Origin of the sequence: Streptomyces sp. V4I8 (genome assembly GCF_041261225.1) — a bacterium.
Taxonomy (GTDB): domain Bacteria; phylum Actinomycetota; class Actinomycetes; order Streptomycetales; family Streptomycetaceae; genus Streptomyces.
Genome location: NZ_JBGCCN010000001.1, coordinates 6865837 through 6886108, shown reverse-complemented (window position 1 = coordinate 6886108; position 20272 = coordinate 6865837). Strand labels below are relative to the sequence as shown.

Below are 20272 nucleotides of genomic sequence, written 5' to 3'. Positions count from 1 at the left end.
ACCGGGCCCCGTGGTGAGTCACGCGGCGCGCTGTTCCTCGGGGTAGGCGCAGAGGATGCACATCCCGAGCGAGGTCGGGATGCAGTAGCTGAAGGTGATCCGGCACTTGGGGCAGGTGCGGCGGGCGAGCATCGCCAGGGCGAGCGCACCCCACTTGCGCGACGTCATCGGCCGCACCGGCTTCGCACGGTCGACGAGGTAGAGGTAGGCGACCTGCACCCCGGCCTTGCGGCCACGGTGCCGGCGCATCACCTGCGCGGCGACCGGCTGTCCACCCGGCCGGAGCCCGCTGGCTCGGAGCTGGCGGCGGGTGGCGTAGCCGTCCGGGGCGAACTGCCACGGGAAGGTGGGGATGCCGAAGCGGGTGCCGGACGGGTCGAAGCACTTGGTGTAGGCGGACATCAGGCAGCCACCCCCACCACGGGCACATCGGCACGCGCGCCGGAACGTCCGGCTCGCCGTCCGGCGATGGTGGCGAACAGCCGTCCCAGCCCCGCCCGGCGGGTTCCAGCGCGCGCCTGCTTTGCCGCGTACATCGCCTCATCCGCGCGCCGCAGCAGGGCAGACAGGTCGTCGTCAGGGAAGTCCGCGGCGCGTACCCAGCCGAGCGAGACGGTGGTGTGTACGGCCGGGTTCTGCCCGTCGACCGGACGGGCGAGCACGCCGTGCAGGACGGCGAGCATGTCAGAGGCGGTGCCGTGGTCGTCGATCAGGACAGCGGCGAACTCATCGCCGCCAAGCCGCCCCGCCACCCCGGAACGGCCAACGTGGTGGGCGAGCCGAGCCGCTGTCGCCTTCAACAGGGCGTCTCCGGCGGCGTGGCCGAAGGTGTCGTTGATCTGCTTGAAGCGGTCGACGTCGGCCAGCACCACGACCGCCCGCGGGTCGGACAGCAGGACGGTGGCGCGGCGGGTGAACGCCTCACGCGTCCGTAACCCGGTCAGCGGGTCACGACGGGCGACGTTCAGACGCCGGCGCAGCCACAGCGTGTGGGCAGTCCAGCCGGAGGCGACCGGCGCAGCCGCAGCGACCATGCTCAGCCAGGTATTCATGCCGCTGCCCCCTCAGCCCCGTTGTCGTCGGCATCGACGGAGTGAAGTCGGCGTCCCTCGGCCCGATCGTTCAGCAACAGGTCACGCAGCACACGGGAGTTGGCAGCCGAGCAGTGCAGCGTGGTCCGGATGGCTTCCGCGTTGATCGCGTCATCGGCCCACTCGGCCGTGGCCTGGCGCGCCTCGGTCACCAGTTCCGCCGGAGTCCGCGTCGCCTTGCCGGGCTTGGCCTTGCCCTTGGTGCCAGCCGGGCGCTTGCGCGGCGCCTTGGCCGCCTCTGGCTTCGGCTTCTCCGTCTCCTGCGGCGACACGGGCGGCACGTCCTCGCTTGCCGGGGCCAGCTCACCCAGCTTCAGCAGCACGCGTTCCGGGCGCGGGGTCTTCGACCGCCACCGCCGACCGTGCCGCTCGCGCAGCCGGGCGCGGGCCAACTGCCGTTCACGCTCCCGCTTCAGCGCCTCCGAGTAGGAGGTGATCTCCCACAGGGTCATCCGGCGCCACAGGGCGAAGGTCGACAGCGGGGCGAGCATCCAGCGGGAGAACCGCACCTTTTCCATCCGCCGGCCGGTCGCGGCGCCGATCCGCACGGCGTAGACGTGGGCGCCGATCTCGGAGAACACCACCCACAGCAGCGGCATCGTGCCGTGCGCGACCTTGGCCCACAGCGAGTGCCCGGCGGCGACGTTCAGCCCGCACGTGACCAGCGTCAGCGCCCACGGCACGAACCGCACCCACGCCAACGCCATGTCCATCCGGATCAACAGCAGGTTGGCCACGGTGAACACCGGAATGGCCACGTCGATCCCGACCGGCAGCATCCACGGTTCCCCGAAGCCCCACCGGGCGGCGGCAGAGGAGACCGCGTCGAACGAGGCGATCAGTCCCAGGGCGCCGACTCCGGCCGCGGCGAGCGCGCCCAGTCCGGCCAGGCCCGTCTCCGGCTTCGTCAGCGGCGGCACCGTTGGCCGCGTCGACTCTGTTGTGGCCGTCATGCCGCCGCTCCCTTCCGGGAGCTCCGGCGGCGCCGGGCCGGGCGCGCAAGTGGGACGACGTTGAACAGCTCCGGGGCGTGCGCCTCGATCACCTCGGCGGCGATGCGGGCCACGTCGTCCGGCAGGCTGCGGTACTCGGGGTCGGCGAGGATGTCGCGCGCCGCGTCCAGGCGGGCCGCGCGCTCTTCATCGGTCTCGCCGTCCGCTCCGAGCCACAGCTCAACCGGCGTGCCGAGAGCGAGTTCCACGAAGTCCTCAGCGGAGACGGCCTGTTGATGGCCGACGTACGTGCGCATTGACGTGCTCCTCAGTCGATGGGCAGGGAGAACCACGGCGGCGGGCGACCTTGCTGGGGAGTCCCAGTGCCGCAGCATGTTCAGATTGACCTAGGTCAATCTGACTGTCAAGGGGATGCGCGGAGGAGCAGAGATTGACCTAGGTCCGGCTACTCTCGAACCCATGGAGCAGAGCCCAGAAGCGCCCAAGCAGGCACCCACGGCCAAGGAAATCGCCGCGGATTTTCGCGAGAAGATCACGGGCCCGAACCGCGAGTACGACCCGGGAGACCAGCTCCCCGCGGCCCGCAAACTCGCTAAGGACCTTGGCGTGCAGCTCATGACCGTGCAGAGCGCGTATGGCCAGCTCCGCGACGAGGGGTTGGTTCTCACCCAGCAGGGCCGCGGAACGTTCGTCCGTGACCCTTCGATGCCGCTCGGCACCGAGCCGGGCAGTAGCCCCGCGTTCACCGCACTGGCAGCAGAGCTCAGCTCGATTCATGACGCTCTTCGCATGCTCGGCGAGCGACTGGACCGCCTTGAACAGCTTGTCGGCGACGGGACTCCACCCGCGCCGTGAGGTCCTCCGCGCGCCTCAACAGTCGTTCGACCGTGGCACGCGCCTCGCCCAAACTCGCTTCGATCAAGGCTAATTCTGTGGGAGTCAGACCTCCCAGCTCGCCGCTTCGCTCATTGATCCCTGACATGGCAATGAGGATGCGGCCGGAAATGGAAGAGGACCCAGACAGACTGTCCGGGTCCTCTTTCCTTGCAGATCAGGGAGGTTGACGACTCGTCACCGAGTGGCTTCCTCTGCGGCTTCCAGCACTGCGGCCCACGGGAGTTCGCGGCCCGCCGGCGCTTCCCTCGGCTCGTACAGCGGCCAGACGTCCGGGCCGTAGACGACATGCACTCCCCCTGCCCGAAGGGCGTCCATGTGACCTTGCCACGCGGGGTGGCGAGCGTGCGCCGCGTTTACCCGCGGGAAGACGACGACCGGCAGACCGAGGGTGCCAACAGCTTCGCCAACCTGGGTCAGTGCCTGGTTGTCCATCAGGCCAGTCGCGAGCTTGGCGACCATGTTGGCGGACGCGGGAGCGACCACGTAGCAATCAACTGGCGGATGCGGCCGGGCCTCACCGGGCAAGCGCGGTTCGTCGCGTACGGGTAGGCCGGTGAGCTTCTCCAGCCGCTCAACCTCCCCGCTCATCCGCAGCCACTGACCTGCGGTCGGCGTCAGCGTGACGGCCACCCGCCATCCGCGGTCCATCGCGGGTTCGACGAGGCCGGCACGCAGTGCCTCTACGCCCCCGGCCGCCGACCCAACGACCCCGAGCACCCCGCGCTTGCCTGAACTCACTGGACCGCCCTGCACCGTTGCGCCATTACGAACACCTCGGACGAGCGCGAGCCGCCGGTCACGGGAGACTGCTTGATCAGGTCCCGCAGTGTCTCGCGCACCCTCGGATTGTTGCGTACGAGCTGCGGCGACGTCCGCTCAGCCGTACGCAGCTCCGCGAACGCCTCGTCTCCCTGGCCGGCGAGCGACAGAGCCCGCGCGTAGTCGATGCGGTGGGAGACGCTGCGCTCCTGCGGCATGTGGTCGACGTTGATTCGGCCGTGTTCCACCACGTACGAGACGTTGTCGAGGTCCAGCTCAACGGACAGGCGATGGAGCAGGACGTTCGTCGGCCCGAATCCGGTCTGCCAGTAGTTCTCATCCGAACCGAGGTCGTCCGCGAGTTCTTCGGCACGGTCCAACAGCCCCGTGGCAGTGGGCCGGTCCTGATGCCGCGCTGCCGCGACTGCGGCACGCAGGTGGATCATCCCTAGCAAGCTGAGGGCGGCCGGATCGTTCTCTGTCACCTGAGACGACAGCCACCTTGCCGCCGTATTGCCCAGTTCTAGAGCGTCGTCGTAGCGCCCGTTGGCAAGCAGAGCATGCGTGCCGGACCGGGCCGCGGAGGCCAACACGAGCGGGTCGTCCGACTCGTCAGCGGCCCGCATCGCGCGCTCGGCAGCGAGCCATGAGATGTCGGACTCACCGATCTTCGCGAGCGTCGTAGCGGCGAGATGGTGCGTACGGGCCGAAACTGCCCAGCAATCGCTACGGTCATCGCCCCGACGCGCCGCGCGATCCTCCAACTCCTGTGCGGTCTGAAGCAGCGCGGGAAGAGCAGCGATGACACTGCCGAGCCGTCCGCCCTGGTAGTCGTTCCATGCCTGTTCCACCCGCACGGCCACGGGGGCGGGTGTCGGCAGCTGAGTCTCAGCCTCGGCGCCAAAGAGCAGACGCGAGAGGCGACGCGGGCTCATAAGGGCATCGCGTACAGCAGGGACGTCGTCCTGTTGGCGCTCGTCTTCCACGAGGACGGTCTGCCCGAGCAGATCTCCGAGAGGCACGCGCAGGATGCGCGACAGCTCCGCGAGCATGTCGATACGGGGCGGCTTCCGACGCCCGGTCTCGATCTTCGCGAGCCAGTCAGTGCTACGACCGACCAGACCGGCCAGCACCTCTTGCGTGTAGCCACGGCGCTTCCGATAGAACGCGATGCGCTCGCCGATGCTGAGATGATCTCCAAGACCACGCATGGGGTGTTGCCTCCCGCTGCCGAGTAGGGGCGTCTTTCAAGGTACCGACGTGGCGGGGGAAGGCGTAAGTGATCTCAGCCCTGGCCGCTCATGGCCAGCGTGCGGCACTGAACAGGCGAGGACCCGGACGGATTGTCCGGGTCTGATCGAGGCGCGCCGGGAGGTGTCCGCACTGTCCGGCTGTCCGGCTATGGCTCCCACCTGCACAAACACCCCGGACACCATCTGTTGTGGCTGTCCGGGGTGTCCGGGCCGGAGACGAACTCAGACGTCGCGGACGAGTCGAGGCCTGGGGAAAGAGCGGTTCACGACGTCAACGTGGGCACACGCCTCCCCTTTGTTGGTGAGCGCTGCGCCAGTCTCCCGCGCGAACACGGGGAAGAACTGCTGCCCGTCCGGTGACTGGCTCGACGTGACCCAGGCGTAGCCCGGTCCCTCACGCAGGGCCCAGCGCACGAGACGGCGCCCCAGACCCTGACGCTGCCATTCAGGGATGATCGAGATCTTTGCGATCAGGCCACACCGGCATTCATGGCAAATGCTCCAGATCAGGATCGCATGTTCGATGCCACCCCGATCACATACCCGCAGAACCTTGGCGTCTGCACCCCCGCCATTGGGGTAGTACAGGAAGAACCTGTCATCCCTCGGGTTGCGTAGCTTCATCCACCACCATCTCACCTCGCCTACTTGTTCGGGCACTTGACCCCAATGAGTTCGGTTGGTTAGACCGTACGACGCCCGACTGACACCAACTGTCCTGCCGTCCGGTTACGCCCCTCACCTGCACAAACAGTCCGGACAGCAAAAAGCAGGTGTCCTGGCTGTCCAGTCACAGACGGCTGCAACACCCCGGGAGTGTTACAGCCCGTCGGCGAAGCCGACCCCTCGCAGATCGGTAGGTCGGCGGTCGTTTGTTCGAGGTGTGTACTTCAGGAACCTATCGGACCGCCCTCGCTAGTCCACGTTTGGGATAAAACGTAGGCCAAGCTCTCGCTGGGGCACTACGATCGGGGGCTCGCACCCGCAACGCTTGTCCAGGAGCACGGTGAATAGCGCAATCTACTACCCGCACTTTCATCCGTCGGAATCGTGGCTACGGCTGGGTTCTCTACTTTGGGATCGCGTCTACACGATGCAACTCCCTTCAACCCCACCTCCACCGCGGGCCGTCACTGAGCTCAATGAGGCACTCGGAAGGGTATGGGAGATCGCCAGGCCTTGGGACGAGTTGGGTAGCGTTACGGAAGAGGTCAATGTTCCCATCCCAGGCCCGATGTACTTCGACAAGGTGTTGAAGGTCTTTCGAACGCCTGCTGTGGGTTGGCAGCGAAGAACTGTGCAACGACCAGTTACAAGCGGGGAGCTTCTGCGTTCTGAGGAGATTTTGCAACAGTTCGCGGAATGGCTGGACCTTCGATCGGAACGTCTGATGAGGGAGATGACCCCTGGTCCCTGGGAACTTGCTTCCCTATATGCAGATAAGGTGCGAGGGCCCCTGGAGCGCTTACTCCGTGAGCGGGGTTTCCTCCACGTCGAACGTCAGCAGGTGGACGTTCAGATATCCGCATGGGAAGTGCCCGCATTCGAGAGACGCTACTTCGAAGCGGACGTGGGTCGTTTGGTGGAACCAGAACCGGGGTCAGCTCACGAGGAGTATGAGAGGCTGATACGGCAGGTGGAGATCCATGAGTCCGATGGAGATACCGAATCCGCATCCCGGATTCTGAGCATTGCCGAACAGATCCGCCAAGGCAATCTCGTCACTGTCACAGACACCGCCGAGACATATATCCTCCCTAAGGACATAGCATTTCACTTCCTCTCACTGTGTGCCAACCGGTTGGCACAGCTAGGCAAACGTGACATCGTAACCGACCGCCAGGAATTCACCGATGTTGCGCTCTACAGCGATGCGGGGTTGCGGGGAGATGTGGCCTCGGCAGTGCTTCAGGCTTACCTTCCCAAGAACCTTGCCACGGCAGATCCGGCACAGATCGCTGATTGCCGGGAAAGGCTCAGCTCCGAGCGTCTTCGCTTTCAAGCGGGAGTGCAGTCCTTGGTCACCGAGTTCACCGAAGTCTCCTCCGTGGACTCGTATCAGACACTCAAGCGACAGCTAGCAGAGATCGCCAATGAGCGAATCGACGCGACCAAGAGGGCATACCGCAAAGCCAAGCTGGACGTAACACAGCAGGCTCTCACTATTTCTCTGACACCACCAGCGCTGGCCGCTGCGGCGGCTTCGGCACTACACATCGGCGTGCTTGCGCCTGCCAGCGTATTAACGACACTTTCGTTGTTCGCAGCTAGTGGAGTAATTGACTGGCGAAGTGCGCAAACTGGGCACGCACAGTCCCCGTGGTCCTACGTATTGAGCATGCCTAAAAAGTTTTGACCGTCCTGATGTTCGCAGTAATCTGCGGAAACGAGTCGCACTCCTCCGGAGTCAGACTCGCGTGAGTGCCTAACTGCGTGACAACGCTGACGCGCACCGACGAACAAGGGTGGACGTCCGCGGACGATCAGCACAGGTGAGCAGCCCATCAGCCAGGCATCGCCCGAACCCAAGATACTTCTGGGGGAGCAGTCTCTGCCCCACGGCGCCCAGGGCATATTCGCCCGCACGGGGAGAGTGGCCGGCGCAGTGCTGGCGGCGGCAAACTGAGGCTTCCTGCGACACACTTCCGACATACTGTGTGTCCCTGCATCGCACCGAGTGGCTCCTGCGCAGGTCAAAGCTCGATTGGCGCAATCACTCCGGAGCCATATCTGGCTCGATGCCCGACCTGATTGCAAGTTGTACGTGAAGTCGGCGGCTAGCCCTCGCCAACTGCGCGCCGGAGCGACAGCCTCGTCACCGTAGGATGCGTTCGTCTGCCTGCTGTTCCTGGCCCTCACCGACAACGTAGGTAGTAGGCGAAGTCGCGACCGACGCCCACAGCATGATCGGTTTCCAAGCACTCGGCCAACGAGTTCCCGTTGACCACTGAGCGCCTTTCAAAGCGGCCAAGACACGGCGCAGCTTGCCCACACTGCCGACCGCCAGCACTGCACCGTAAAGCAGTCGAGTAGGGGGAAGTAACACTCCGGCCGCCAGCACAGCTGCGCCAGCTATCCCTGCTCCAACCTCATGGCGAGCCGCCCAGCGGGCATGGCGTAGGTCGGCGTCTCTGAGATCGGTGCCACGCAGGTCGGCGCCGGCCAGGTTGGCACGATGCAGGTCGGCGTTCCTGAGATCGGTGCCACGCAGGTCGGCGCCGGCCAGGTTGGCACGATGCAGGTCGGCGTTCCTGAGATCGGTGCCACGCAGGTCGGCACGCCGTAGATCGACCGTAGCCCATTTGGTAGCAGGTGGACTCAGCCTTCGACTGAGGTGGGCAGCCTCATCCTCCGAGAGCTGGTGATTGAAATCGGCGAGCAGGACGAGTGCCTCCCGGCGGGCATCGTCTGGCGCGTCCGGGCATGTCAAGTAGAGAAGGCCGCGCAGCTCTTCCTCAACAGTCCTGTCCTCCATCACGCCTCCCTTTCAGCTCTAGGTAGTCGCTGGTCGATGAGGTGCCTGCATATGGGGCAGGTACTGCGCTGATGGGGCAAGTACACCTTGAGTATGTCGAGCGCTATGCGCTCACTGACTCGCAACGCAGCCCTCGGCGTGTAGCGCTGCATGTCCCGTGTCTGGAGCACGCGACTAACAAGTTGTTCCCAGTGGTCCTCTGCTACTGCCCAGTCGCTGCCGTGCCACTGGCCCGCGAACTGTTGCGCCAGCTTGGCGTCATCCCCTCCGTCGGCACAGAGGTCGTAGAGCGAGAGCAAGTTCACCCTCCCTCGTCAGGCTGTGGGATGGAGCAACGACGCAGCTCATCAAGCAACTCCGCCAGTTCTTGTGTCCGGTGGGTTTCGATCTGTGTGGTCACGACGTAGCCGATTGCTCCCCCGACGAGTGCTGGCATCACGGCCCAGCCTGCGAGCGAAAGCGGCCAGGCACACCATTGCTGCCTGACGTCTCCCGGAGAGGTGATGGTGGCGAGAAGGTTGTAGGCCTGGGCCCAGCCGTTCAAGAAGCCGTTGAGTAGGTACAGAGCTATGAGACCGAGCAGCCCAGGAACGAGGCGCAGCATCCAACGCTGGAGGCGCGGCAGAGCATCCCGGGATCGCCATAAACGGCGCGCACGGGTACGCCAGTTCGGCGCAGGCGGTGGTATCGACGGTTCCCCCGAAGTCACAACCTGAACATACCCGTCGCATGGGCTCTCATCGTGTGGAACGTGAAGGAATCATGAACCGGCACACTTCATGCCACGGACCCACGACCTGAGCGAGGCTTGGAGCGATCCGCTCCGGTGAATGCTCGGTGACGGTTGATCAGGCAGGGCTCACTACAGCAGCTTTACCGCAGGTCACGGACTTGACCGCCCGAGACAAGACCAGTCTCTTCTAAGCATCTGATCTGTTGCCTGGGCTACCCGTCCGGTGCCGAGCATCACTCTCGGCACCGGGCGGGGCGAGGCAGGAGATCAGAACTCACTTCCGGCTGATGGCCTTAACGACCACCGGACCAGCCTTCTTGGCCCCCGTGACGAGGAGCATCCCCGCCCCCCGCGCAGCCTTCTTGAGGAGGTTGCCGTGCAAGTAGCCGTTGGCTGCCTGTCCCAAGGCATTAGCACCCGCGTCATTCAGTGGCGAAGTCATCGTTTCCCCATCCGGTTGGAGCTGTTCCCGCAAGCGTGCCCAAGCTCCATGGTTGCGAGCCGCTCCTGCAAGGAGCGGTAAGAGGCGTCCAGGGGGCTTGCAGGATCACTAGGGCGCTCAAGGGGCCGAGTTCTTCTAGAGCCTGCCCGACACACCTCCGACACACTCTGTGTCACTGTGGACTCCTCATCAGGTTCCGCCGCAGGTCAAGAAGGTTGCGAGACGTGATCGGCGCAATCACTCCGGAGCCGTGTGCGCAGGTTCGAATCCTGCCGGGGGCACTCCGCCTCGACCAGCATGATCATGCGGTTGACCAGCGCAGATGCCTGACACAAAGAGCGGGATCCAGTCTCACTGGATCCCGCTCTTTGTCACTCTCAACCGCTGTTCGCGTGTGAGTGGCGTGTGGCTGGCGTGGAGGCCCTACCCACGACTGAGCCGTGGCCCTCGGGGTGGGCGACCCTCCGACGCAAGCGAGAGACTGGTGTCTTACTCGATTGGCGTCCCCACACCGTCGGCACCAATGGCCTCAGAGGCGCTGTAGAGGAAGTCGAGGTACGCCCGATGCGCCGCGGACCGCGCTTCCTTCAAGGCATCGACTTGCTCAATTGCGGGAACGATCTGTCGACGCTCCAGGTCGCAAAGTCTGTCGAAGATACCGCCCCGAAAGTCGCTCAACTTTGAACCTAGCGTGATGGCCGCCTTGCGCACTGAGGGAGGTCCCTCAACATAGATCTGCGCTTGTGTGTGATCGAACTCGGACTGGGTGGCAACGACTTGATCGTAAAGTGCGCGAACTTCGCTGACCTCATCCTCCGTGATCCCATGGGAATGACTGGCCATGCCGTAAAACTTACTCACAGCTTCACTCATGAAATCGTGAAGCTTGCGCGCTACTTCCGTGTATGCAACATATGTAACCTTTCGCGGCTCTCGGATCATCCGCACGTGTTCAGCCCGTAGCTGCAACTTGGTCTGCGAACGGGCGAGGAGTGCTGCGGTGATGCCTGCGCCTCCGGTGCCAATGGCGCCCACGGCGGCACCGAGTACGGCTGCAAATCCTGCGTCCATGGCCAGGAGTTTTGCTGACCTTGGAGCTGCTCGCCACGCGTTTCTGCGACTTGCGTGTCGGATGCTGTTGGCGGACTCTTCAGCCCAGACGCACGCCAAGAATTCGCGGGGAAGACGCACTCCCTCGCAAGCCCGACCGTAGAGGCCCGGCGCGAGAACTAAGGGCTTGCGGTCGCCTTAGCACTTGAGAGGCGCAGCAGGCGAGCCCAGGGCTCGCCTGCTGCAAACCGAAGGGACCGTCATGGTCCTTCGATTACCCAGCCCATGGCTGCTTCGATCTTCTTGTTGTTCTCCTCCTCGCTGTCGTCGATGACGCCCGCGTACCGGCGGTGGATGACCTCCGGGGAGTTGCCGGCGCGCCGGGCCACCTCGGCTACGGGGAGACCTGCGCGGAGCCAGTTCGTGATGCATGTGGCCCGGAGGTGGTAGGGCTTCCGGGCCAAGGGCGAGTCCACCTTGTCCGGCGGAAGCGCCAGCGGTCTGGCTTCCTGCCACACCCGCCAGTAGCTGGAGGTGCCGAGCAGGTCCCCTCGTTCGTTGGGGAAGAGCCGACCGTCTTTCGCGGTGCCGAACTCCTTCAGGTGCGCGCGGAGCATCGCCACCAGCACGGGCGGAATCGGTACCGGCCGGTCCGTGAGCCTTTTCCAACCTCACGCTGATGCGTGGTGAAGGACGAGGACGGCCTTCACCACGTCGGTGATTCGGTTGGTGCTGCAGCGGAGCTTCCGCAGGAGGCGCCAGCCCTTGATGGTGGCCATGGCCCGCTCGCCGAGGCAGCGGATCTTGGCGTGGGTGGTGTTGTGGCGACGCTTCCATCGCTTGAGGCAGCGGCCCCGAAACGGAACCCGGACGGATCCGCCGGCGCCTTGATACGCCTTGTCTGCCCAGCATTTGAGCCCCGCATCGGCGAGGGCTTCGATGATCCCGTGCTGCCGCGCGGCGGTCAGGTCGTGAGTCGAGCCGGGCAGAGCCGGCGAGGCCCACAGCAGTCGTCCGAAGGGATCGGTGAGGACCTGGACGTTCATGCCGTGGCGTTTATGTTTCCCGGAGTAGTACGGGGCGTCGGCGGCGATGCGGTCGATCGGCAGCAAGGTGCCGTCGAGGATGACGAACGCCTTCGCCCGGATCGTCGTCATCGCCTCGTCCAGGACGGCGCGAGGGCGGCCAGGGCCTCGACGGCTTCACGTATGTAGCGGTACGCGGTCGCGATCCCGATGCCGAACCCGGCGGCGAGCTGGGCGTAAGTGTCACCGCACCGCAGGTGGGCCAGGGCGAGCAGGGCCTGACGTCCGGCAGGAAGGCGCCGCCACCGCGTTCCGATCTCCTGCCGCCGGGCTGTCAGTTGCCCGGTCAGGAACCGCAAGGTGCGGCTGGACAGATCAATCGAGGACGGGTAGACAAGCACGCGAAGCTCCTGGCGGACACGGGTGATCTTGGTCGAGAACCCGTCTACTAGGAGCTTCGTCGTTGCGCAGGACAGTCCAACTCGCGGTCAGCACCGCCATCTTGAAAAGGGCTGACTGAGCCAGGCCGGACAAAGTGTCCGGGTGCCGCTCTTTCCGGCCGGGCCCCTCTGTGCTGCACGTGTATTGGCGCCACGCCCTCTCCTCAAGGAATCAGCCACAATGCCGCCGCATGCCTTAGGCGTCATGAGGTCCGCGAGTCGCGCATCGTTCGAGGTCATGCCTCGCTTCTCCAACCTCAATCGAACAATACTGCGATCCGCCCGTAAGGCCGATTCCCGCACCCCTCACACCTCGGGCACCCGAAAAGGCATCGAACAGACCGAATGTCAATAGCAGGCCCATTCGGTCAATTCTCAGGGCATTGCCGCTAATCCTTCAAGCGGAGATCCAAACGCGCTATCCGGCTTGTACGATTCCATCCGCGACATCCGTGACCACTGGGGGGAGTGGGGCATGACAGAGCCTGACCAAACCACGAGCGGCCCCACCGAACAGCTCCTAGAGCACAAGACCGAAATCCTGGAGCTACAAGCTCGGATCCGAACGCGGAAACTCCAGCTGCGAACTCTTTGGGGTACAGGGCTCATCACAGCGTTCGGGGTTGTTTCCATTTTCATTGCAACCGTGGCAACTTGGCGAACGGTCGACATCGGCAAGATCAACGGGATTGCGATTCCACTGACCATCTTGTGCGGAATCACCTTTGGCTTCCTCCTTGAAATGGAAAATCGCGACAGTGAAGGTGAATCCAACATAGACGAACGTAAATCCGTTCGGCAGCTGGAACTAGAACTGGAAATAGCCGAGGAACGGCGACTCCTTCAAGCTAAACAGCTCAACGTCCCAGTTGATCAGCGCCAGTTCACCTACAAGGATTCGCTGCCTCGGGAACTCGATCAACTTCGCGCAGAGGCCCAGCACTACCGGCGCATTCACAATGCTTTTCAGTCCGTCATCATCATCGGTTCGCTTGGGACCACCACGGCAGCCAGCTTGGCCGATACGCCTTCGTACCTGAAGTGGGTAACGGTAGGCCTGAGCTTCGCCGTCGGAGTCTCTGCCGGCTTCACCGGTTACTTCAAATACCGCGAGCGCAGCTTCTACTTGCAGCAGACTGCCGACGCCATCGAACAGCACGCCACAGCCTTTGAACTAGGGATCCCCCCCTACACCGGCGAAGCAACCGAGAACTTGGCGAAGCTAACCAAGGATGTTGAGGCCCTGCGCATTGAACAGCGCAAGCGCGAACAGCAACTCGATCAGCCTCATGAAGGCAGGGACGGAACGGTCTAGGCAAACGTCCATACCGACCGCCACCAAGTCAGAGGTCCGGACTGATGCAGCTCTCCACGAAACGATGGCTCCTGTCTCCGATCACGCAATGGCGCGCATATCGGTTCACGGGAAGGCAACGGGCGGGGATGACCATCGAGACGGCATGGATTCTCGTGCGTCTCAGAAGAAACCCCGCAGAAGCTGATTACGCCCTAGCGCAAAGCAACTTGACCGTGAGTGATAACCCGGGGCTTCACTTCGACGACTGGTTCACGCTCCCGCAAGACGAGAAGGAGCGCCGCGACTCCTGGCTCAGGCGACACGGGCGCTCCCCCTTCCAGCAGCTTGGGATCAGCGAGCAGTTCCTCATACGCGCAGGTCTCAGCGTGACGGACTGGGGTCTTCCACGAAGCAGCCGATGAACGAGGCTGGCCTGGAGAGTCCTGTCTCAGCTGTCCGACTGTCCCACTACCGGCGCTGACCTGCGCAAAAAGGTGGGACAGCGCGAAATCGACCTGTCCCACCTGTCCGGTCTGAGTCCGGTGCTGCAACACCCTGGTGTGTTGCAGCCGCTTGCCTCAGCTGCCTCCCGTCGGGCCCTAGCAGTCGGGAGCACCCTTCTTTCCCCTGGCGCACGTGTGAGGAGCGTGTGAACCACGCGCGGTCAGACGATTTGCGCGGCTCCCTTGCAGGTCAGAGCCGCAATCAGGCATGTAATACCTATGCTCTCCGGAGCCGTGTGCGCAGGTTCGAATCCTGCCGGGGGCACCTAGAGGACTTGCACTTGTGCAGGTCCTCTAGGTGCCCAGGCCCGTTTCCCTCGGGAGACGGGCCTTTGCGATATGTGCTGTGACGCTTCACTTACGCCCGGCGACCGCGAGGAGCCGCTGGCAGTACGACTGTGGAGGCTCCGGCGCGGGGCGCCGCCGCAGCGCTGGGCGGGCTCTCGTCCGCCCAGCGCGCCGTGTTACGGGCAGTCGGCACCGGATAGGTGGCGCACAGTCCCTGGCGGAGGTCGGGTTCCGCGTCGCGGGGCACGTTGATCACGGTCGGCGTCGGGGGCGTGGGATGGGGCGAGTCAGTTGGGCTCGCTCGGGGAAAGGTTCGCGCGGAGCGCGACCGGCGGGGCGGCGGCTCCGGGGGTCATCGCAGGCCGGGCTGAGCGTGGTGGCTCGGCGGCCGGTCCCAGGGGGGTGTCTCGGCGTCGGGCAGGAGTTCCGCTGCCGCGTGTTGGGTGTGTGCGGCTGCCTGTTGCGCTTCCGCCACGGCGTCTCCGCGTTCGCGCACGAGGTCTTCATAAATGGGCAGGTGATCGTTTCCGGGGGGAATTCGGGTCACAGTGCCGGTCCTTCCGCTGGGTAATGCCGTCAGGCCCGGTTGAGGCGGGCGGCAATTCCGTGGCCGAGGAGCAGATAAAGGGCGGCTGGAAGGCCGTAATTGAGGATGACGCGTAGGCCTTCTGTGTCCATCGTGAAAATGTCCTGTGCCCATCCTCCGAGCCAGTCCGCAGCACCGTGGACGAACTCCACGAACGCGTTGCCCTGGTTCGCGTCGAGCAGGTACAGCACGATCCACAGGCCGAGCAGACCTGCCGAGACGTCGGCGATCGTGCAGATGGTGAGGGCGGCTCTTCGGCCGACGGCCTGGTTGCGGCGGGAGTGGTCGGGGCCTGTGGGCTGGTCGTATGTCTGGTATCCGGAAACCGGGTCGGGGTTCACGAGAAATCCGATCTGACGCGTGACTGGGCTGACTGGGCTGACTGGTTGCCCTACGAGCCGAAATGGGGGCTCCAAGGCGACCTGTTCCTTTCTCTGCCTAGTCCTGCGCCACGCTCTCGTGACTGTGTTACACCACCGGCCGGGTCATCCCATATATGGCGGCCTATTCGGGCACTTGCCCAAATGTTCGTGTGCTGCGGCACATTTGTGGATGCTGCGGTGCTGCGGTGCCGCGGTGACAGCCGGGTCAGGCCGGCCGGTCGGTTCGGAGCATCGCCCAGACCGTCTTGCCCGCGGGCTGGCGTCGGGTCCAGCCCCAGTGCTCGGACAGGGCGTCGATGATGCGCAGCCCGCGGCCGTGCTCGTCGAAGGGGTCGCTGGTGTGCGGGTAGACCGGCGGGTTGTCGCTCGGGTCCACGACCGCGCAGACAAGGTGGGCCGGGCGGCGGAGGCTGAGCTTGAGCCAGATCTCGGCCTCGGCGCCGGACGAAGGGCGGGCCGTGGGGTGCGGTGCGGCGTGCAGCACCGCGTTGGCGAGCAGCTCGGCGACCACCGTGAGGGCGTCCGCGCCGCAGTGGTCCAACGACCAGTCGGCAAGGGTGCGGCGGACGAAGTCGCGGGCCTGGCCGCAGCCCTGTTCGGCGCCGACCAGGCGCAGGGCGGCGGCACGGGGCGAGGTGCGCGGGGGTTCGGGCCTGGTGAGCCGGGCCCGGGCCGGGGCACCGGGGCGTTCGCGTTCTTCCGGGGTCACCGCCGACCCCGCAGGAGACGCGGCACTGCCGGGCAGTCGGAGCCCTTCGTACGCAGGTAAGGACACAACGTCTCCCTGATACACGGTCAGGACGCGGCGTCCGCGCGGGCGTTGACGCCAGGGACTATTATCCACGCCGACAGCGCCTCCGTGCAATTTCACGGGAAATTGCGCGAGCGGTGTCGATGCAGAGCACGTGGTGCGGTCCGGGCCCGGAGGGGCGGCGGGGCGCGCACGTGGCGGAACGTGAGCAAGGAGAGTGCAGTGCCAACAGCACCGAACGGCGTACGGGCAAGCTCGTTGGGCGTCCGCTGGATCAAGAGCCGGCACAGCAATGCCGAGGGCAACTGCGTCGAGGTGGCGAGCCTGGGCGACGGCAGCATCGCGATGCGCAACTCCCGCGACCCCGAAGGGCCGGCCCTGGTGTACACCCCGGCCGAGATCACCGCGTTCCTGGCGGGCGCCAAGGAGGGAGAGTTCGACCACCTCGTTTGACTGAACGGAGGACCGGCGGGAGGCGAAACACCGACGGGAAGCGGTAGTTGAGCCTTCCACTTGCTGCGGTTCCGGCGGCAGGAGGCGGCGGGATGCGATAATGCGGTCTGTCGTATGCCCGTCTACGGGGAGTCAGGATGTCCGCCGAGTCACCTCGCATCTCCCGCCTTGAGCCGTACCTCAACCGGACCGAACCCGCGCCGACCCTGCTGAAGATGCTGGTCGGCGTCCAGCTGGCGGGGATCCGCGAGGACGCGGGTCTCGCCCAGGAACAGGCGGCGCGTGCCGTGGGGTTCAGCCCGGCGAAGCTGTCGCGCATCGAGGCGGGCAAGGGGCGTCGGCCGCCCACGGAGGCCGATGTCCGCCTGCTGCTGAAGGAGTACCGGGCCGGGGACTACGAGGCCTCGGTGCTGCTGCAGTTGCTGAAGCGTGCCGGTGAGCCGGGATGGTGGCAGCGCTATGACAAGCGGCTGATGCCCGAGTGGTTCGACCGGCTGGTCGGGCTGCAGGAGGCCGCGACGGCCATCCGTACCTTCGAGATCCAGTACGTGCCCGGCCTGTTGCAGACCGAGGCATACGCACGGGCCGTGGTGGAGCGCGGGCTGCCGACGGCACCCGGCCGTGAGGTGGAGCGGCGTGTGGAGCTGCGGATGCGGCGGCGCCGGCTCGTGCACCGCGCGGACCCGCCTCAGTTGTGGGCGATCGTGGACGAGTCGGTGCTGCTGCGGATGCTGGGCAGCCGCGAGGTGATGCGCGAGCAGCTCGAGTACCTGGAGGAGATGGCGCGGCTCCCCCATGTGACCCTGCAGATCGTGCCCCTGGACGTGACCAACGCGTCCGCGCCGGCCATTCCCGTCACCTATCTGCGCTTCGGGGGCGTCGATCTGGCCGACATCGTCTATCTGGAGCACATCAAGAGCGCCGCCTTCCTGGAGGACCAGGACGAGACGGAGGAGTACCGGATCGCCCTGGACCGCCTCGGCGACGAGGCCCTCAACCCGCGCGAGTCGCTGGAGCGGCTGCGCGAGACGAAGGCCCGTTACTCCCCCGCCCCGTAGGGCACCGCACCCCGTAGGGCACCGCACCCCCCCAGGGCGAAGCCTCTTTACGGCAGTCGGCCCACGCCTCCGAACTCGATCCACTCCTGGGTGAGCTGGCGCGGTGCCACCTCGGTGTCGGGGCGCCAGGTGGAGACCTCCACCAGGCCGGGCTCCAGGATCTCCAGGCCCTCGAAGAACTCCGCGACGTCCTTCTCCTCGCGCACCCGGCCCCAGTGCCCCTGGGTCGCCTGGTCCATGAAGTCGGTGACGAACTTGCGGACCTCGGCGTCCTCGCTGACCAGCTGGCACATCACCATGCAGCTGCCGGGCACGAGCCGTTCGCGCACCCGGCGGGCCACGGCGAGCGGGCCGTCGGTGTCACTGTCCGGGATGCAGTGGAAGACCGAGTTGAACAGCACGGCCACCGGCTGCGAGAAGTCGATCAGGCGCTTGGTGTCGGCGTGGGCGAAGATGGCGTCGGTCTCACGCATGTCGGCGTGGATGACGGCCGTGTTCTCGTTCTGCTCCAGCAGGGCGCGGCCATGGACCAGGACCATCGGGTCGTTGTCGACGTAGACCACGCGCGAGGACGGGTCGACGGCCTGCGCGACCTGGTGGACGTTGTTCTGGGTGGGCAGGCCTGAGCCGTGGTCGAGGAACTGCCGGATGCCGTAGTCCTCGGCCAGTGTCCGGACCACCCGCTGCAGGAAGCGGCGGTTGTTCAGGGCGAGGGCGCGGGTGCTGGGGACGACCTTGTCCAGCTCCTCGCAGGCGGCTCGGTCGGAGGCGTAGTTGTCCTTGCCGCCGAGGTAGTAGTCGTACATACGCGCGGCCGTCGGAATCGTGGCATCGATCGACGTGGACAGCTGCTTTCCAGGCTCCATCGTTTCCCCCAGTCACAGGGCACGGCCGAGGAGATCACCTCGCCGACAACACATCCTAGGGAGGCCGCAGTTGGTCCGGCCAGTCCATCGGGCAACCACGCGGTGAATGACCACTCCCGCGTGCCCGTGTCCCGACCCGGTGCGGGGACCTCACAGGTGGGGAGCGGCGCCCGAGAGGCTTTCCGCACGCCTTTCGCGATCCGGCTGTGCCGCGCGCGACTTCGAACTAAGGTTCTCCGTCGAAAGCCACATTCGACGGGGGTACGCACGTGGCCGATTCGGCGCGCTCGCTGGGCGACACCGCGCAGGACGGGGGAAGGACCGGCCGGTTCGACGGCATGGGTCCCTTCATGCTCGTCTGGAGCGGGCAGGCGATCTCCCTGGTGGGCAATTCCGTTCTGCGGTTCGCCTTCGTATTCGAGACCTGGTCGGCGACCGGCCGGGCCACGGCGCTGACCACGCTGTCGCTGTGCGCGATGCTGCCCCAGGTGCTGCTCAGCCCGCTGGCGGGAGCCTTCGTCGACCGGATCAGGAGGCGTACGGCGCTGCAACTCGCCGACGGAGGCGGGCTGCTGATCGTGGCGCTGCTCAGCGTCCTGCATTTCACCGGCGGGCTGCACACCTGGGAGGTCTACGGGGCCGTCATGCTGCTCGGCTCCGCCGCCGCCTTCCAGTTCCCGGCGCTGGGTGCCGCCGTGCCGTTGCTGGTGGACAAGGGGCAGCTCCAGCGGGCCAACGGCCTGCTGGCGAGCGCCAAGAGCACGGCGGACGTCGGCGGTCCCGCTCTGGGCGGCCTCCTGGTCGCGTTCTCGGGGCTCGGTTTCATCCTGGTCGCCGACCTGGTGAGCTTCGCCCTCGCGCTGGCCGCCGTCCGGGTCGTGCGGATGCGGGGGGACACCGGTCCCGCGGAGAAGCCGGCGGGCGGGCCGCGCAAGAAGCTCACCGCCGAGGCCGTGGAGGGGATGCGGTTCCTCTTCCGGTATCCGAGCCTGCGCGATCTCATGCTGGCGTTCTGCGCGGTCAACCTGGTCATGGTCTTCGGCTTCGCCGCCGTACAGCCCATGGTGCTGGCCCGGTCCGGCGGCGAGACCGCGGCGCTGGCGAGCGTCAACACGGCGATCGGGGTCGGCGGGGTCGCGGGCGGGCTGTTGATGGCGGCGTGGAGCGGGCCGAAGAACCGGGCGCGGGGCATGCTGCTGGGGATCATCGGTATGTGTCTGTCCGCCCAGGTGGCGATGGCGCTCGCGGGCGGGGTGGTCGGCTGGTGCGCGGCCATTCTGGTGGGTGCGGCGCTGATGCCGATGATCAACGGCACGATGCAGGCGATCGTGCAGACCAAGGTTCCTCAGGAGTGGCACGGCCGGGTCTTCGGCGCCGTGATGTTCCTGTCGCAGATCTCCGTCCCGCTGGCGACCGCGGTGTCCGGGCCGCTCGCCGACCATGTCTTCGAACCGCAGGCGGCCGACGGGGCCGGGATCTTCGTGGTGCTGGGGCCGCTCGTGGGCGACGGGCCGGGCAGCGGTATGGCCGCCATGCTGCTGATCGCCGGGCTCTGCGGTATCGCCGTCGGCGTGCTGAGCATGACCCGGCGCACGGTACGGGAGATCGACACGCTGCTGCCCGACGTGGCCGGCGACTCCCCCGACACCGCCGAAGACTCCGCGCGCCCCGGCGATCCCGGGGCCCCGGAGCACCCTGATGTCCCCGACAACACGGACAACCCGGACAATCCCGGGAGCAAAGAACTCGTGGAGGGCTGATCATGACCACCAATCCGTTCGAGGACGAGAACGGGACCTATCTCGTACTCGCCAACGCCCGGGGCCAGTTCTCCCTGTGGCCCGAGGGGATCACCGTGCCGGACGGGTGGGACGTGGCGCTGACCGCGAGCAGCCGCGCCGACTGCCTCGCCTTCGTCGAGAGTCGCTGGACGGACATATGTCCCGCTCGCACGGGCGTAGATGCCTGA

Annotated in this window: 21 protein-coding genes and 2 pseudogenes; 7 read left to right on the top strand and 16 right to left on the bottom strand. The window is 65.9% G+C overall.

Features of this window, described 5'->3' with window-relative positions:
* Positions 1-18: 18 nt before the first annotated feature.
* From ABIE67_RS31390 to ABIE67_RS31375, 4 genes are read right to left on the bottom strand one after another with little or no spacing between them, the layout of a single operon-like run.
* Complete coding sequence (locus ABIE67_RS31390; protein WP_370264748.1) at positions 19-402, bottom strand: RRQRL motif-containing zinc-binding protein; 384 nt, start codon at positions 400-402, stop codon at positions 19-21.
* Positions 402-1052 carry a GGDEF domain-containing protein gene (locus ABIE67_RS31385; protein ID WP_370264747.1) on the bottom strand — a complete coding sequence of 217 codons (651 nt, stop codon included), beginning with the start codon at positions 1050-1052 and terminating at the stop codon, positions 402-404. Before ABIE67_RS31385 ends, ABIE67_RS31390 begins: the two co-directional genes overlap by 1 nt.
* Positions 1049-2044 carry a DUF2637 domain-containing protein gene (locus ABIE67_RS31380; RefSeq protein ID WP_370264746.1) on the bottom strand — a complete coding sequence of 332 codons (996 nt, stop codon included), beginning with the start codon at positions 2042-2044 and terminating at the stop codon, positions 1049-1051. Before ABIE67_RS31380 ends, ABIE67_RS31385 begins: the two co-directional genes overlap by 4 nt.
* Positions 2041-2340, bottom strand: a complete 300-nt coding sequence (locus ABIE67_RS31375) for a hypothetical protein (RefSeq protein ID WP_370264745.1) — start codon at positions 2338-2340, stop codon at positions 2041-2043. Before ABIE67_RS31375 ends, ABIE67_RS31380 begins: the two co-directional genes overlap by 4 nt.
* Positions 2341-2503: 163 nt before the next feature.
* Between ABIE67_RS31375 and ABIE67_RS31370 the strand changes: the two genes are divergently transcribed.
* Positions 2504-2899, top strand: coding sequence for a GntR family transcriptional regulator (locus ABIE67_RS31370; protein WP_370264744.1), 396 nt, complete (start codon positions 2504-2506; stop codon positions 2897-2899).
* Positions 2900-3115: 216 nt separating this feature from the next.
* On the opposite strand, the gene ABIE67_RS31365 is transcribed toward ABIE67_RS31370, so the two are convergent.
* The 3 genes from ABIE67_RS31365 to ABIE67_RS31355 all read right to left on the bottom strand — a co-directional run bounded on the left by ABIE67_RS31365 (position 3116) and on the right by ABIE67_RS31355 (position 5577).
* Positions 3116-3679, bottom strand: a complete 564-nt coding sequence (locus ABIE67_RS31365; protein ID WP_370264743.1) for a flavoprotein — start codon at positions 3677-3679, stop codon at positions 3116-3118.
* Complete coding sequence (locus ABIE67_RS31360; protein WP_370264742.1) at positions 3676-4911, bottom strand: helix-turn-helix domain-containing protein; 1236 nt, start codon at positions 4909-4911, stop codon at positions 3676-3678. Before ABIE67_RS31360 ends, ABIE67_RS31365 begins: the two co-directional genes overlap by 4 nt.
* A gap of 264 nt (positions 4912-5175) precedes the next feature.
* Positions 5176-5577, bottom strand: a complete 402-nt coding sequence (locus tag ABIE67_RS31355) for a hypothetical protein (protein ID WP_370264741.1) — start codon at positions 5575-5577, stop codon at positions 5176-5178.
* Positions 5578-6187: 610 nt separating this feature from the next.
* Between ABIE67_RS31355 and ABIE67_RS31350 the strand changes: the two genes are divergently transcribed.
* Entirely contained in the window at positions 6188-7309 is a 1122-nt protein-coding gene (locus ABIE67_RS31350; RefSeq protein ID WP_370264740.1) for a hypothetical protein, read from the top strand.
* 459 nt (positions 7310-7768) lie between these two features.
* Here ABIE67_RS31350 and ABIE67_RS31345 read toward each other — a convergent pair whose 3' ends face one another.
* From ABIE67_RS31345 to ABIE67_RS31320, 6 genes and pseudogenes are all read right to left on the bottom strand, one after another.
* Positions 7769-8428, bottom strand: coding sequence for a pentapeptide repeat-containing protein (locus tag ABIE67_RS31345; RefSeq protein ID WP_370264739.1), 660 nt, complete (start codon positions 8426-8428; stop codon positions 7769-7771).
* Positions 8428-8727, bottom strand: a complete 300-nt coding sequence (locus tag ABIE67_RS31340; protein WP_370264738.1) for a DUF6313 family protein — start codon at positions 8725-8727, stop codon at positions 8428-8430. Before ABIE67_RS31340 ends, ABIE67_RS31345 begins: the two co-directional genes overlap by 1 nt.
* Positions 8728-8729: 2 nt before the next feature.
* Positions 8730-9032: a DUF6313 family protein gene (locus ABIE67_RS31335; RefSeq protein WP_370264736.1), complete on the bottom strand. Its 303-nt coding sequence runs from the start codon at positions 9030-9032 to the stop codon at positions 8730-8732.
* A gap of 1060 nt (positions 9033-10092) precedes the next feature.
* Positions 10093-10674, bottom strand: coding sequence for a hypothetical protein (locus ABIE67_RS31330; protein ID WP_370264735.1), 582 nt, complete (start codon positions 10672-10674; stop codon positions 10093-10095).
* Between the two features lie 239 nt (positions 10675-10913).
* Positions 10914-11306 (bottom strand): annotated as a pseudogene (locus tag ABIE67_RS31325) (site-specific integrase); the annotation flags it as partial.
* A gap of 18 nt (positions 11307-11324) precedes the next feature.
* A pseudogene (locus ABIE67_RS31320) lies at positions 11325-12079 on the bottom strand (transposase family protein).
* A 514-nt stretch (positions 12080-12593) separates the two neighbouring features.
* Between ABIE67_RS31320 and ABIE67_RS31315 the strand changes: the two are divergent.
* Positions 12594-13433: a DUF4231 domain-containing protein gene (locus ABIE67_RS31315; RefSeq protein ID WP_370264734.1), complete on the top strand. Its 840-nt coding sequence runs from the start codon at positions 12594-12596 to the stop codon at positions 13431-13433.
* 1349 nt (positions 13434-14782) lie between these two features.
* Here ABIE67_RS31315 and ABIE67_RS31310 read toward each other — a convergent pair.
* Both ABIE67_RS31310 and ABIE67_RS31305 read right to left on the bottom strand, forming a co-directional pair.
* On the bottom strand, positions 14783-15133 hold the full coding sequence (locus ABIE67_RS31310; RefSeq protein WP_370264733.1) for a hypothetical protein: 351 nt from the start codon (positions 15131-15133) through the stop codon (positions 14783-14785).
* A 247-nt stretch (positions 15134-15380) separates the two neighbouring features.
* On the bottom strand, positions 15381-15950 hold the full coding sequence (locus ABIE67_RS31305) for an ATP-binding protein (RefSeq protein WP_370264732.1): 570 nt from the start codon (positions 15948-15950) through the stop codon (positions 15381-15383).
* 198 nt (positions 15951-16148) lie between these two features.
* Between ABIE67_RS31305 and ABIE67_RS31300 the strand changes: the two genes are divergently transcribed.
* On the top strand, positions 16149-16379 hold the full coding sequence (locus tag ABIE67_RS31300; RefSeq protein WP_370264731.1) for a DUF397 domain-containing protein: 231 nt from the start codon (positions 16149-16151) through the stop codon (positions 16377-16379).
* Positions 16380-16516: 137 nt separating this feature from the next.
* The gene (locus tag ABIE67_RS31295; protein ID WP_370264730.1) at positions 16517-17437 is read left to right on the top strand and encodes a helix-turn-helix domain-containing protein; all 921 of its coding nucleotides are present in this window, start codon (positions 16517-16519) and stop codon (positions 17435-17437) included.
* Between the two features lie 47 nt (positions 17438-17484).
* On the opposite strand, the gene ABIE67_RS31290 is transcribed toward ABIE67_RS31295, so the two are convergent.
* Positions 17485-18303, bottom strand: a complete 819-nt coding sequence (locus ABIE67_RS31290) for an SAM-dependent methyltransferase (RefSeq protein ID WP_370264729.1) — start codon at positions 18301-18303, stop codon at positions 17485-17487.
* 269 nt (positions 18304-18572) lie between these two features.
* Between ABIE67_RS31290 and ABIE67_RS31285 the strand changes: the two genes are divergently transcribed.
* Positions 18573-20063, top strand: a complete 1491-nt coding sequence (locus tag ABIE67_RS31285) for an MFS transporter (protein WP_370264728.1) — start codon at positions 18573-18575, stop codon at positions 20061-20063.
* 2 nt (positions 20064-20065) lie between these two features.
* Complete coding sequence (locus ABIE67_RS31280; RefSeq protein WP_370264727.1) at positions 20066-20272, top strand: MbtH family protein; 207 nt, start codon at positions 20066-20068, stop codon at positions 20270-20272.

Bases quoted from the DNA above. Each gene is read 5' to 3' on its own strand.
- ABIE67_RS31280 (WP_370264727.1), top strand. From the start codon at position 20,066: ATGACCACCAATCCGTTCGAGGACGAGAACGGGACCTATCTCGTACTC.
- ABIE67_RS31295 (WP_370264730.1), top strand. From the start codon at position 16,517: ATGTCCGCCGAGTCACCTCGCATCTCCCGCCTTGAGCCGTACCTCAAC.
- ABIE67_RS31385 (WP_370264747.1), bottom strand. From the start codon at position 1,052: ATGAATACCTGGCTGAGCATGGTCGCTGCGGCTGCGCCGGTCGCCTCC.
- ABIE67_RS31330 (WP_370264735.1), bottom strand. From the start codon at position 10,674: ATGGACGCAGGATTTGCAGCCGTACTCGGTGCCGCCGTGGGCGCCATT.
- ABIE67_RS31375 (WP_370264745.1), bottom strand. From the start codon at position 2,340: ATGCGCACGTACGTCGGCCATCAACAGGCCGTCTCCGCTGAGGACTTC.
- ABIE67_RS31360 (WP_370264742.1), bottom strand. From the start codon at position 4,911: ATGCGTGGTCTTGGAGATCATCTCAGCATCGGCGAGCGCATCGCGTTC.
- ABIE67_RS31345 (WP_370264739.1), bottom strand. From the start codon at position 8,428: ATGGAGGACAGGACTGTTGAGGAAGAGCTGCGCGGCCTTCTCTACTTG.
- ABIE67_RS31390 (WP_370264748.1), bottom strand. From the start codon at position 402: ATGTCCGCCTACACCAAGTGCTTCGACCCGTCCGGCACCCGCTTCGGC.
- ABIE67_RS31350 (WP_370264740.1), top strand. From the start codon at position 6,188: ATGTACTTCGACAAGGTGTTGAAGGTCTTTCGAACGCCTGCTGTGGGT.
- ABIE67_RS31315 (WP_370264734.1), top strand. From the start codon at position 12,594: ATGACAGAGCCTGACCAAACCACGAGCGGCCCCACCGAACAGCTCCTA.
- ABIE67_RS31355 (WP_370264741.1), bottom strand. From the start codon at position 5,577: ATGAAGCTACGCAACCCGAGGGATGACAGGTTCTTCCTGTACTACCCC.
- ABIE67_RS31370 (WP_370264744.1), top strand. From the start codon at position 2,504: ATGGAGCAGAGCCCAGAAGCGCCCAAGCAGGCACCCACGGCCAAGGAA.
- ABIE67_RS31380 (WP_370264746.1), bottom strand. From the start codon at position 2,044: ATGACGGCCACAACAGAGTCGACGCGGCCAACGGTGCCGCCGCTGACG.
- ABIE67_RS31290 (WP_370264729.1), bottom strand. From the start codon at position 18,303: ATGGAGCCTGGAAAGCAGCTGTCCACGTCGATCGATGCCACGATTCCG.
- ABIE67_RS31335 (WP_370264736.1), bottom strand. From the start codon at position 9,032: ATGCTGCGCCTCGTTCCTGGGCTGCTCGGTCTCATAGCTCTGTACCTA.